At 68.4% G+C, this 12380-nt stretch carries 10 protein-coding genes; 6 read left to right on the top strand and 4 right to left on the bottom strand.

What is annotated here, in order from left to right:
* Window positions 1-17 precede the first annotated feature (17 nt).
* Window positions 18-1136 (bottom strand): DUF2637 domain-containing protein, encoded by a 1119-nt coding sequence (locus E1300_RS05720; RefSeq protein WP_131755819.1) that lies wholly within the window; start codon window positions 1134-1136, stop codon window positions 18-20.
* A 297-nt stretch (window positions 1137-1433) separates the two neighbouring features.
* On the opposite strand from E1300_RS05720, the gene E1300_RS05715 reads away from it, so the two are divergent.
* The 3 genes from E1300_RS05715 to rlmB all read left to right on the top strand — a co-directional run bounded on the left by E1300_RS05715 (window position 1434) and on the right by rlmB (window position 4834).
* Window positions 1434-2249, top strand: a complete 816-nt coding sequence (locus E1300_RS05715) for an alpha/beta hydrolase (protein ID WP_131755818.1) — start codon at window positions 1434-1436, stop codon at window positions 2247-2249.
* A gap of 127 nt (window positions 2250-2376) precedes the next feature.
* A complete protein-coding gene (cysS, locus tag E1300_RS05710; RefSeq protein ID WP_131755817.1) occupies window positions 2377-3774 on the top strand; it encodes a cysteine--tRNA ligase in 1398 nt (465 codons plus the stop codon).
* A gap of 136 nt (window positions 3775-3910) precedes the next feature.
* The gene (gene rlmB / locus E1300_RS05705; protein WP_131755816.1) at window positions 3911-4834 is read left to right on the top strand and encodes a 23S rRNA (guanosine(2251)-2'-O)-methyltransferase RlmB; all 924 of its coding nucleotides are present in this window, start codon (window positions 3911-3913) and stop codon (window positions 4832-4834) included.
* Between the two features lie 76 nt (window positions 4835-4910).
* On the opposite strand, the gene E1300_RS05700 is transcribed toward rlmB, so the two are convergent.
* On the bottom strand, window positions 4911-5258 hold the full coding sequence (locus tag E1300_RS05700) for a YciI family protein (protein ID WP_131755815.1): 348 nt from the start codon (window positions 5256-5258) through the stop codon (window positions 4911-4913).
* A gap of 160 nt (window positions 5259-5418) precedes the next feature.
* A complete protein-coding gene (locus E1300_RS05695; protein ID WP_207399501.1) occupies window positions 5419-5736 on the bottom strand; it encodes a DUF6928 family protein in 318 nt (105 codons plus the stop codon).
* A gap of 207 nt (window positions 5737-5943) precedes the next feature.
* Between E1300_RS05695 and E1300_RS05690 the strand changes: the two genes are divergently transcribed.
* Together E1300_RS05690 and E1300_RS49840 are read left to right on the top strand one after the other, a co-directional pair.
* On the top strand, window positions 5944-7179 hold the full coding sequence (locus E1300_RS05690; protein ID WP_165502690.1) for an aspartyl protease family protein: 1236 nt from the start codon (window positions 5944-5946) through the stop codon (window positions 7177-7179).
* A 1902-nt stretch (window positions 7180-9081) separates the two neighbouring features.
* Window positions 9082-9219 (top strand): hypothetical protein, encoded by a 138-nt coding sequence (locus E1300_RS49840; protein ID WP_165502689.1) that lies wholly within the window; start codon window positions 9082-9084, stop codon window positions 9217-9219.
* Between the two features lie 463 nt (window positions 9220-9682).
* Here E1300_RS49840 and E1300_RS05680 read toward each other — a convergent pair whose 3' ends face one another.
* Window positions 9683-10942, bottom strand: a complete 1260-nt coding sequence (locus tag E1300_RS05680; RefSeq protein WP_165502688.1) for a hypothetical protein — start codon at window positions 10940-10942, stop codon at window positions 9683-9685.
* Window positions 10943-11082: 140 nt separating this feature from the next.
* On the opposite strand from E1300_RS05680, the gene E1300_RS05670 reads away from it, so the two are divergent.
* Window positions 11083-12285 (top strand): helix-turn-helix transcriptional regulator, encoded by a 1203-nt coding sequence (locus E1300_RS05670; RefSeq protein WP_131755812.1) that lies wholly within the window; start codon window positions 11083-11085, stop codon window positions 12283-12285.
* Window positions 12286-12380: the final 95 nt, after the last annotated feature.

The following is a 12380-nucleotide window of genomic DNA, read 5'->3' as shown; positions in this document are numbered from 1 at the left end:
CACCGGCCCGGCCGCCGCTACTCGGCGGGCGGGGTGGGAGAGCTGCGCAGGTTGCCGGACGGCGGCGGGGTCCAGTCCCAGATCGGCAGGTCGTCCTCCTCCTCGGCGGTGAGCGGCCGTTCCCGCCGCCGCCTGCGCGCCTCCGGGTCGTCGGCGTCGGGGTCCTCGGCCCGGTCGGCGAGCGGGTCGTCGTGCTCGTCCGGATCCCCGGGACCGTCGAGGTCGAGGGGGTCGTCGTAGTCCCCGGGCTCGCCGAACTCCCTGTGCTCCTCGGTTTCCTCGTGCTCGCCGCGGTCGCGGTGCCCGTCCGGGTCCACGCCGCGGATGTCCGGCATGACGAGATCGGGCTGGGTGGTGCGGGCGGCCTCGGGCTCCGCGCCGTCCTCCACGCGTTCGCGGTGCCGGATGAGCTCCACGTCCGTCGGCAGGAGGGCGGGGGCGGGCGCCGCGATGGCCGGCGGCTCGGGAAGCGGGTCGAGCTCGGGCCGTTCACGCTCGGGCTCACGCTCCGGCTCGCGCTCGGGCTCGCGCTCGTCGCCCCAGTCCCAGCCGTTCGCCTCCGGCCTCAGGGCCGGCTCGGGCCGCGCGGCCTCCTCGCCGTCCTCGCCCGTCGCCGCCGGGGCCTCGATGACCTTGACGTGCCCGCGCTGCAACGCGGGCCCCCCGGACTCGTCCGCGGCGGGCCGCGCGGTGCGGATCTGCTTGACCATCGTCAGCCACAGCCACACCGCGAGCACGAGCATCACCTCTGGCGCGACCGCCACGCCCGTCCGCAGCGGATCGTCCGGCAGCGGCCCGAAACCGTGCAGCGCGTGCTGGACGGAGATCGCGGCGAGCCCGGCGGCGAGGACGAGCAGCAGCGCCCAGCGCAGCGTCCGCGTCCACCAGCGGGCGTTCCGGGTCACGACCAGGGACAGCAGCGTCAGCGCGATCAGCGCGTCGGTCATCGCCGGGTAGACCGGCGCCCAGTGGCGGCTCACCCGCCCGGCGACGGCGAGGTCGCGCACCAGGTCGTAGGTCAGCGCGAAGGCGCCGCCCGCCAGCGCGGCGACGACGAGGCCGGCGGCCGCGGTGAGGAGCCGGCGCTGGCCCCGGGAGTAGCGGGGGCCGCCGGGGCGGAGGGGATCAGAAGGCATGGCTCTCGTTCCGGGAAAGGCGCCTGAGGGGTCGTGCGCGGGAGGTCTCCCACGCGAGATTAACGAGCCGCGCGGCCGGTGCACGCGAACTTCAAGCCGATCATCGCGTAACCCGCGCGTTAAGTGGGGAGACGCACCGTATGGGCACGGCGGCGAGTGCCCTTCGCGCCGGACGGCGTCCGCGAAAAACCCCGCCGGAGGGTGTCAAGAATGCGTCCGCGGCTCCGACTCTCTCGTGAACGGGCGGCTGTCAGAGGCGTCCGGTTGACTGGAGACCACCCGAAGGAGGCATCACCGATGCGAACGCGAACGCTCGACGTCCCCGGCGCGACCCTGCACTACGAGGTGCGCGGCTCCGGCCCGGTCGTGCTGCTGATCTGCGGCGGCGTCTACGACGCCGCCGCCTACGCCGGCCTCGCCGGCCTCCTCGCCGACCGGTACACGGTCGTCACCTACGACCGCCGCGGCAACTCGCGCAGCCCCCTCGACGGACCGCCCGAACCGCAGAGCATCGAGGTCCACGCCGACGACGCGTCCCGCGTCCTGGCCGCCGTCGGCGGCGGGCCCGCCCACGTCTTCGGCAACAGCTCCGGGGCGGTCATCGCGCTGGAGCTGGCGGCCCGCCACCCCGACCAGGTCCGCACCGTCGTCGCCCACGAGCCGCCGTACCTGAACCTCCTCCCCGACGCCGGCCACTGGGAGAGCGTCATCGCGGACGTGGAGGCGACGTTCGCCCAGAGCGGCCCCGGCCCCGCGCTGGCCGCCTTCGGCGCCGCGATGGGCATGAGCGAGGAGGCACCGGAGGGCGAGCCCGACCCCGAGCTGCTGGAGATGTTCGCGCGGACCGAGCGCAACAGCGCCTTCTTCATCGGCTACGAGGTGCCGCCGTTCGCCCGCCACCGCCTCGACGCCGACGCGCTCCGCGACTCCCCGGCCGCGATCGTCGTGGTCGCGGGCGCCGACTCGGAGGGCGAGCCGGCGCACCGCGCCGCCCACGCCGCCGCCGAGCGGCTCGGCACGTCCGCCGAGACCTGGCCCGGAGGCCACGGCGGCTTCGGCTCCGCGGCGAAGGCGTTCGCCGAACGCCTCGACGAGCACTTCGCCAAGCCCTGACCGAGCGGGGCCGGAGCAAGCGAGGGCCGGAACAAGGCGGGCTGGGGCAAGGCGAGACCGATGCGAGCCGGGGCCGCGTGGCCGAGTGCACCACGCGGCCATGGCCCCATCCAATAACCTGGGTCGTGTGAGCCTGCGCCTTTACGACACCGGTACCCGTAGCGTCCGCACGTTCGAGCCCCTGGAAGAGGGCCGCGTGGGGATGTACGTGTGCGGTGCGACGCCGCAGGCCTCGCCGCACATCGGCCACCTGCGCTCCGGCGTCGTCTACGACGTCCTGCTGCGCTGGCTGCGCCGGTCCGGCTACGAGGTGACGTTCGCGCGCAACGTCACCGACGTCGACGACAAGATCATCAACGTGGCGGCCGAGCGGGGCGTGCCCTGGTTCGCGATCGCCGAGGGCAACCAGCGCGTCTTCACCCAGGGCTACGACCTGCTCGGCTGCGTGCCGCCCACGATCGAGCCGCGCGCCACCGGGCACGTCCCGGAGATGGTCTCGCTGATCCGGCGGCTGATCGCCAAGGGCCACGCCTACGCGTCCGGCGGCGACGTCTACTTCGACGTCACGTCCTGGACCGAGCACTACGGCGAGCTGTCCAACCAGCGGCTGGAGAACATGCGGTCCGCCGGCGACACCCCCAACGAGGACGCCAAGCGCGACCCCCGCGACTTCGCGCTCTGGAAGGGCGCCAAGCCCGGCGAGCCGTCCTGGGAGACGCCCTGGGGCGAGGGCCGCCCCGGCTGGCACCTCGAATGCTCCGCCATGGCCACCAAGTACCTCGGCGCCGAGTTCGACATCCACGGCGGCGGCGTCGACCTGATCTTCCCGCACCACGAGAACGAGCTCGCCCAGTCCCGCGCCGCCGGCGACGGCTTCGCCCGGTACTGGCTGCACAACGGGCTCCTCACCGTGGACGGCGAGAAGATGAGCAAGTCCGTCGGCAACGTCGTCCTGCTGCCCGACCTGCTCGACCGGGCCCGCCCCGCCGAGGTGCGCTACTACCTCGCCGCGGCCCACTACCGGTCCCTGATCGACTACACCGACGCCGCCCTGGCCGAGGCCGTCTCCGCCTACCAGCGCATCGAGGGCTTCGTCACCCGCGCCGCGGAGGTCGTCGGCGCCGGCGTCCCGGCCCCGTCCGTCCCGGACGCGTTCGCCGCCGCGCTGGACGACGACCTCGGCGTCCCGCAGGCCCTCGCCACGCTGCACGACACCGTCCGGGAGGGCAACAGCGCCCTCGCGTCCGGCGACCACGACGCCGTCCGGGACCGCCTCGCGGCCGTCCGCTCGATGGCCGACGTCCTCGGCCTCGACCCCCTGTCCGAGCACTGGGACCAGGGCGGCGGCGACGACCTGCGCCCCGTCGTGGACGCCCTCGTCGCCGTCGCCCTCGAACAGCGCCAGGCCGCCCGCGCCCGCAAGGACTACCAGGCCGCCGACGCCATCCGCGACGGCCTCGCCAAGGCCGGCATCGTCGTCGAGGACACCCCCCACGGCGCGCGCTGGGAGCTGAAGCGCGACTGAGGCCGGGCGGGTCCACGCGGCGGATAAAATAGGACGTTCGCCGGGCGTCCGCCGCCGTGCCGCCCGGGACCAGATCTCAGCCGCCCGCAGCCACGAGGGCGAGCAGTCCGCAATCGTCGCGAGGGGCGTACCGACAATGGCCAAGCGCAAGGGCAAGGGACCGACCCCCAAGGCCGAGGACCGGCACTGGCACGGCAAGCGCCAGAAGGCCCGCGCCGTCAAGAGCGCCAAGCGCACCGGCACGCCCACGCTCGGCCCCGGCAGCCGCGGCCGGGCCGACGACGCCGCCGACCGTCCCGGCGGCACCGGCCGTCCCGCCGGGGCCCGCCGCGCGAACGGCGAGGTCCCCGAGCTGGTCACCGGCCGGAACCCGGTCGTCGAGGCGCTCCGCGCCGGCGTCCCCGGCAGCGCCCTCTACGTGACGTCCGGCACCGACGACCGCATCCGCGAGTCGATCCAGCTCGCCGCCGACCGCCGCATCCCGCTGCTGGAGACCGGCAAGAACGAGCTCGACCGGCTCACCGACGGCGCCGTCCACCAGGGCATCGCGCTCCAGGTCAAGCCGTACCGGTACGCCCACCCCGACGACCTGCTCACCGGCACCGCCCCGCTGATCGTCGCGGTGGACGGCATCACCGACCCCCGCAACCTCGGCGCGATCGTCCGCTCCGCCGCCGCGTTCGGCGCGACCGGCGTCGTCGTACCGGAACGCCGCGCCGCCGGCGTCAACGCGGGCGCCTGGAAGACCTCCGCCGGAACCCTCGCCACCGTCCCCGTCGCCCAGGCCACCAACCTGTCCCGGCAGCTCAAGGCCTACCAGAAGGCCGGCTGCTTCGTCGCCGGCCTCGACGCCCGCGGCGGCGTCACGATCGCCGACCTGGAGATCGCCTCCGGCCCGTTCGTCCTGGTCGTCGGCTCGGAGGGCAAGGGCCTCGGCCGCCTCGTCGCCGAGACCTGCGACATGCTCGTCACCATCCCGATGCCCGGCAAGGCCGAATCCCTCAACGCGGGCGTCGCCGCCGGAATCGCCCTGTACGAAGTGAGCCGCCTCCGCTCCTGACCCGGAGCCCGCGGGGCCGCCGCCCGGCGGCGGCCCCGGCCCGGCGGGCGGCCTCTGCCCTGCCGGCGGCCTCCGCTCAGACCCCGGCCCAGAACGGCCGCACCTCGACCGGCAGCCCCGTCACCCGCACATACCGGTGCCCCCACATGAGCGCCGCGTCCAGGTCCGGCACCTTGATGATCGTCATGCCGCCGACGTACTCCCCGCCGTCCACGTACGGCCCGTCCGTCGCGATGACCTGATCGCCCTGCGGCCTCAGGACGGTGCTGGTCTCCGGCCCGCACAACCCCGCCCCGAACACCCACGCCTCCGCGTCCTCCAACTCCAGCCGCAGCGCCCTGACGTCCATCATCACCTTCTCCAGGACGTCCTGCGGAGGCATCTGCCCCCGCGGCTGCCACATGTTGAGCGCGTACAGCTTCATGCGTCCCCCTCAGGCACGGATCAACCCTCTATACGAAGGCTCCAGCCGCACAGAGAAAGGCCCCCCAACCCCCCACCACCCCAAAGTCAAACCTCACCCGGATCGGACGGATCGGTGAGCTGGAAACCGAGAAGGCCCACATCGGACGGATCGAGAACCCCTAGCTCAGGCTCGCCCTCAGCAAGGCACCCAGCGCCACCTCCCCCAGTTCAAGGGGATGAAACGGCAGCGGATACGGCTCGTCCGACCATTCAGGATCGTGCGGAACCGGATACTCCCCACCCCAGTAGGCCGCCTCGAACGGCATCGGATCACCAACGTCCTCCATGACACCGTCATCGGACGACAGGCTGAGCGAGCGAACCAGCCGCCCGTCCTCCCACACAGCAAACGCAAGCCAGTCGACAACACTATGCATCGCATGTAGCACCAACCGCCGCCCCACACTCGCCTCAACCAAATAACCCGGCAGTTCCAAGCAAGCTCTTACGCCCACTCCCCATCCGAGTCCAGAGCGCCGGGAGCATATCGCCCGGCTGAGACGAGGTCACAGCAGGGTCACAGCGTCAGGCACCACGCTGTGACCGTCCGCTCGCTAGAAAGTCGCGAGAGGTGATCCAAGAAAGGGGAAGCCGTGACTGGTGACAAGCAATGGGACCGGCGTTCGCTCCTCCGAGGCGCCGCCGTGGTGGCTGGCGCCGCCGCGACCACGCCGCTGCTAGGCAAGACGACCACGGCACGAGCCGAAGGCACCGACGCGGACACGCTGTTCAAAACCGGGAAGTTCGAGCAGGCGGCCCGCGCCTACGAGGAGATCCTGAAGCAGGACCCGACGAACCTGACGGCGGCCCGCCAGCGCGGTTATATCGGACTCCTGAGCAACCGGTTCCCTGAAGCCGAGAAGTACCTCACGATGGCTCTCGCACTGGCGCCCACCGACAAGGACACCAACAAGCTTCTGGGCGACTGCTATATCCGCCAGGACAAGTTCTCCCTCTCCGTGCCGCGCTGGCAGGCGATCGGAAACGACAACTACGCCAAATGGTTCGGCGCGGTCAACGGGGATCCGTACCAGGTCAACGGCGACATCGCCCGCGTGCCCTGGCAACAGATGGACCCGGCGCCGCTGGTGGAGGCATCGGTCAACAACGGACCGCCGAGGCGCTTCACGTTCTACACCGGCGCCCCATATCTGAGCCTGTCCGAGAAGGTGGCCGAGGAGGCCGGGCTGAGCGCCGTCGCCCAGCAGAAGATCGACTACCTGGGCGACACGACCTGGGTGTACTTCGGCGTGCTCGACTCGTTCAAGCTGGGCGACATCGAAGTGCGCAACATCCCGGTGTCATGGTCGGACTCGGCCCCGGTCGCCGGCGACGGAATGATCGGCACGTGGCTCTTCTACCACCTGCTGACCACCTTCGACTACGCCGGCCGCTCGCTGATCCTGCGCCGCCGGACCCCCGAGGCCGCCAAGAAGGTCCGGGACGACGCCGCCCAGGCGGGCACCGGCCCCCTTCCGCTGTGGCTGGCCTTCGACCACATGGTGCACAGCACGGGCAGCATCGCCGGCTCAGGAAAACGGATGGTCGCCGTGAACCTCGGCGGAATCACCGAATCCGTCGCGAGCATGCCCGGGGAAGCAGTCGAGCAGCTGAAGATCCGCACCGACCTCGACCGTCCGATCGAGACCGCCGCCCACAGCCACCCCGTCGTCGCCTACCCCTGCTACCCAAAGGAGATCCGCCTGGCCAAGGCCGTCGCCAACGAGTCCTACTGCGAAACAACCCTCGACATGTCGCTCGTCCAACCCTGGGGATTCGAGGTATGGGCCCACCTGGCCCACTGCTTCTTCAAGCCCTACAACATCACCCTCGACTTCACCAACATGAACCTCTACATAACCCCCGGCAAAGCCCCCTAAGAAAACACCACTCCCAACGCGCCCCCGCGGATGCACGCGGAAGCACCACAGAGCGCGAGGTCTAGGGGACGGCGCAACCCTGGCTCTGCCTTGCTCAATCAAGACGTGCGCGAATCCGGTCGGCCTACCCCCAAGCAGCAGCCGCCACTGCAGCCGCTTGCTCCCGACCCGATCGAAACAAGAGCCGCTGGGCCAACTCGCCGAGCGCGCCCGCCATCGCGTCCCACCACCCACCAAACGCAAGCAACCGCGCCTCCACCGGCCGACAAGCCCGCACCACACGAAGCCGCGCCAAAGACCGCTTGAGCTCCACCGGTATACCCACGACCACCTGCAGAGTTGCTTGAGGCGCTCGTAGCCGCGACGCAACCCCGTGACGACTGTCGGGTCAAGGCCGACGCCCCACGTCCTACAGCGCAAGCGCGCAGCGGCGGAGCTCAAAGTAGATCTCCGCCGCTCGGACGCCCGCAGTGCAGTGCGCAGGCGTGCAGGGTCTGTCGATGGCAAGGAGGGAGTCTTGAGTCGCTCATATGCCCGCGCCGGCCGATTGAGCGTCGCATGGCCTGGAGAAATCGTTCTCATGCCAACCCGAAGGAATCCACCCAAAGGAACCCCGCTCAAACTTGGCTGCCTTGTGTTCGTCGCACTCGCCGCGCTCGTCGGCGGCGTAACGCTTCTCAACAACAATCACGACTATAATGAAGTGCCCCCCGTCCCAAGCAGCTTCCCGCCGCCACCCGTTACCAGTCGCAGTCCGACAATTTCGACTCCCACGCCAGATCGGGCTGCGAATACGATGTGCCGCCAGGCTGTCCGAGCGCGTGCCCTTCGTACGGCGGGAAGGAATGCAGACGCCGATAGCGCCGTCGAAAATGCGCTCCTCGCCGCTGGCGAGTCTAGGCTTCCCGCGCTCCAGGCTATGAGCGACATGGCCACAGCGGGTTTCCTGGACCGGGCCTACACATGGTGTCGCGCCAACCTGCCCCAGATCACCGCATCCCCGATCCCCAGAGTACGCAAAACTCGCACACCTGAACCTGAGCCAAGTTCGGAGGAGCCATCGAACAGTGGCTCTGTACGCCCTGGCGCGTTCTGTGAACCGCAGGGCGCGATCGGCAAACATAATGGCCATACCTACATTTGTAGGGGCCCGGGGCAGCCTCGATGGAGACGGTGACAGATGAACGCATCCGCGATCACTGAGATCACTGCTGGCTCGCGGCCGCGCCAAGGTCCACCGGCGGCCATCTGCGTCACCCAGCTACCGCCAGGTGTCCGTCTGCGATGCTGTTGATGAACCCGGACCTGCCGGACGGATGAACGATCGAGCGCGTCCGCAGTCTGTCAGGCGACAGCACGGCAGCGCTGATCTCAGCCAACCGGCTGGTGGCGCTGTGGGAAGGGTGCCAGCAGGACTGCTCCTTCTTGCGCCCCACGACGATTCTGGCCTTCGGCAGCCTGTGCCTGGTGAAAGGGAAGCCACGAGCGCCTGGTACATGGGACACATCGAGTGCGATGGATCAGTGATCTGCTGGGCCTACTACGGGGACAACCTGCACGAAGCCATCTGTGGACTGTGAGTCGGCGCGCCCACCGCGAGGTGCAGATCGAGGGACGACGAAGAGCGGGCGGTCGTGGGTCGTCAGCATCGATCCTGGCGCGGTCGACGTGGCCAAGGCTCGTCGCAAGCAGCAGCTCGCCGACAAGCTCAGGTGGGGAGTTCCGGGAAGGTGCGGAGGACGGGCGCCTGTTCACCACGGGATGGGGTGAGCCCGTTCGCGGTCTTGTCGCTTATGGCTGCCCTGATCCAAGAGCACAACACGGGGACTGTTCGAGCTTCTGCCGCGTGCGCGGCTGTATGAGCTTCGGCGTGTCCATGCGACTGCGCTGCTCTTGGCGGGTGTGCCCGTTCACGTTGTGGCGGCTCGGCTCGGGTTGGGTGACTCGGCCATCGCGCTGCGGGTCTATGGGCACGTGGTCAACGAGGAGTTCTCCGAGGCCGCCGCGGTCTTCGCGGAGCTACGCGACGGTGTTGCGTAGAGGTTGCTGTTAGCAAGAAGCCCCCTTTCATGATCGGGAGGGGGCTTTGGTGTGGAGCCGGCGAGGGGACTTGAACCCCTAACCTTCTGTTTACAAGGGAGATCGACGACGTCCAGGACAGTCCCCACAGGTCCCCTGACCAGCGCAGCAACCTCCCGGACGTCCACACCCGTCCAAGATCATCCAACCCTGCTGTTAGCGCCACCGTTAGCACGCACGCCCGTCCCGGAGGGTGCGCCCGCGCGAACGGCGAGACGGTGTGACAGACAGCTTCGCGCGGGCGTGCCCTCCGGCTCGCGGGGGGCTGGGGGCCGCGAGGCCCCCGCTTCACGCACGCTTAACTGACTGTGCTTTCGAGGGATCATCCGCTGTCGTCTCCCTTAAGCGAGCCAGCTTGTCGCGCCCAGGGTTGTCGGCGTACATGGGGGTCGTTGTGACATGGGACAGCCAACAGACGTCTTGTCTATGCCAGCAGGCCGATCGCTTTGCCGTAGTTACTCAATTTACCGAGCACATAGTTGGCGATGGTAGCCCTTCCCGTTCTAGCTCTCCACATCATCTCCAGTCGGATCGGAGAGCCAGCCTTCATGCAGTAAACATCACTATAATAAGTAAGGTCAGAACCGAGATTGCGCTCTGTCTCATACGATTCGATCAGTCCTGATGCAACAAGTGCACGACCGAGTGCATCATTGAGGAGGCCATCGCTGGTACGCGAAATCTCCACGAGCTTTGCGAAAGCATCTTTCGTGTTCTGTCCCGGCTTGGGACCGCGCTTGCGAGTCCCAAGCGGCTTCCCTTCGAGGAGGATTCCAAGATCGCTCTCCCGTATTCTCCGAGAAGCTGATACGTCAGAACTGACCTGCATACCCTTTGCCTGCATCGCCGAGCGAAGCGCTGGATTTCCATATGTGCGGGCCACCGCGAGAATGCAAACCATGTCCAGATGAATTACTCGCGCGTCAAGAACTGTTCCCAGTATCCCAACTTGTTCCGGATGTTGCTTCAACTCGTTGACGACGTTCGCACCCGTGGAATTCACAAGCCGATCGATATCGGCGTAGGACTCACCTCCGCGAGTCAGCGCCGCAACGTCCCCTTCGACATCGTTTCCGGCGATGACGACAGTCCAGAGTCGATAGCGTTCCTTGGTGAGAAGCTTCTCCACTCGATTGCTTGCACGCACGGACGCTTGGCGAATCTTGGCGAGGTAGCCTCCGATCGTCTCGGACTCTACCGCGAGTTTTTGAGCCTTGTCGACAGAGATGCCCAACGCATCTAGAGATGCACCTTCATTGAGACTGGATACAGTTTGCTGAGCAATCCTGACGTAGTCATTCTTGACTGGCCCCTCGAAACGGGTAACAGGGTCTGAGGGGCCAAAGAGAGCTTCGCTCCCCAGGGAAGTTCCCAAAGCAGCAAGAAGTTCGGTCAGATCGTCAGTGTTAGTTGGCCACACCACAAGGGTCTTACATCCGACATCGGAGCGCACAAACTGGTTGACCGCGTGCATGGTTGCTTCAATCTCTTGCCGGGACACTTGACCGAGCGCCTCTCTGCCCTCCAGCACCAGAACACGAGGATGAGCAGCCGCCTCCAGGCGGAGGGCCTCAGTCATATCTTCATTGGGGGCAATCCTGATTGTTTCGACACCATCACGAAAGAAACCCAGGGTCCCCAAGAAGGTAGACTTCCCTGCACCCGACCGCCCGCGCAGAATCATGAAAGACCCTCGGTCTGCCGCAATCATGTCGAGGAAGCGGTCATCTATGATGTCGAGCGCTTCCTCGGTGCCCGGGACGCGTTGCTCGCCTCGGTGGAGGTCGACTGGTTGGATCTCCAGGTGGGCAAGGGGCCGGTCGGGTGAGTACCGAGTATCAGCGGGCGCTCGGACGGCGCATCGCTCAGGAGCGCAAGCGGCGCGGGCTGTCTCAGCCTGAGCTGGCGCGGCAGGTCGATCGGTCGGTGGCCTGGGTCTCTCAGGTGGAGAGGGGCGTGCGCAAGGTCGACCGGATGTCGGTCTTGGAGAAAGTCGCCGAGGTACTAGAGCTTCCCCTGTCGGAGTTGGCGGCCGAAGCTCCGGTAGTCGCGGCGACGACAGAGGAGTTGCCGGGCTCGGCTGGGCTTCGGCTGGTGCTGTCGGGTGCCCACTCGCTTCGGGCCATGCTGCACTCGGCGCCCGTCCCTGCCACGTCGGAGATCAAGCCGCGAGTTGATCGGGCCTGGGAGCTGACCCACGAGAGTCAGTACGTGGAGCTGGCCGACCTGCTTCGCGGTCTGGTCCCGGCGCTGGAGACCGCGGTTCGGTCAGCACCGGAGGAGCAGCGGGCGGAGTTGTTCGACCTGCTGGCGGTGACCTACCAAGCGTGCTCGGCCGCGCTGGCCAAGCTCGGCGAACCGGAGGCCGCCTGGATCGCGGCGGACCGCGCGATCGTCGCCGCGGAGCGAGCGGGCGACCCGCTGATGATGGCGGCCGGCGCCTTCCGGCTCGGCTTCGTCTTCCTCGGCGCCCGGCACTTCGACCAGGTCGAGGAGAACGCGCGGACGGCGTCTGAGGCGCTGTGGTTCATGGTCGACCAGGGCAAGCCTGAGGCGATGTCGCTGTGGGGTGGGCTGACCCTGCAACGGGCTGTCGCCGCGTCCCGGCTCAATCAGGCGAGCGTGGCGTATGCGCATCTGACTCGGGCTCGGGAGGTCGCCGAACGGCTCGGGGACGGGCGCAACGACTACAACACCGAGTTCGGACCGGCCAACGTCGTCCTTCATGAGGTCGCGGTCGCGGTAGAGCTGGGCGACGCCGGGCACGCCCTCCGGGTCGGGACGGACGTGGACACGTCCGCCCTGTCTGGGGAGCGCCGCGCGCGGCTCAATGTCGACTTGGCGCGTGCGCACGCTCAGCGTCGCCAGGTCGACGAGGCCGTTGCCGCGCTGCTGGAAGCCGAGTCGATCACGCCGGAGCAGATACGGAACCACCGGATCACGCGGCAGATCGTGTCCGACTTGCTGACCATGCAGGACCCGCCGTCCCCTGACCTGCGAGAACTCGCCGACAGGGTGGGCGCGTAATCGCGCATGTTCACTCGGTGCTTCGGAGGGCGTTCGGTGATGCCGTCCAAGTTGATGAACTGACTGCGTCCAGTCTTGCGGAGGGGGCGAAGCGG

The sequence above is a fragment of the Actinomadura fibrosa genome (genome assembly GCF_900659615.1).
Classification (GTDB): domain Bacteria; phylum Actinomycetota; class Actinomycetes; order Streptosporangiales; family Streptosporangiaceae; genus Spirillospora; species Spirillospora fibrosa.
Note: the sequence above shows the minus strand (reverse complement) of the source record. Positions and strands in the feature narration are given on the sequence as shown.

Excerpts from the sequence above, each read along its gene's own strand:
- E1300_RS05720 (WP_131755819.1), bottom strand. The coding sequence starts at position 1,136 with ATGCCTTCTGATCCCCTCCGCCCCGGCGGCCCCCGCTACTCCCGGGGC.
- E1300_RS05715 (WP_131755818.1), top strand. The coding sequence starts at position 1,434 with ATGCGAACGCGAACGCTCGACGTCCCCGGCGCGACCCTGCACTACGAG.
- rlmB (WP_131755816.1), top strand. The coding sequence starts at position 3,911 with ATGGCCAAGCGCAAGGGCAAGGGACCGACCCCCAAGGCCGAGGACCGG.
- E1300_RS05700 (WP_131755815.1), bottom strand. The coding sequence starts at position 5,258 with ATGAAGCTGTACGCGCTCAACATGTGGCAGCCGCGGGGGCAGATGCCT.
- E1300_RS05680 (WP_165502688.1), bottom strand. The coding sequence starts at position 10,942 with ATGATTCTGCGCGGGCGGTCGGGTGCAGGGAAGTCTACCTTCTTGGGG.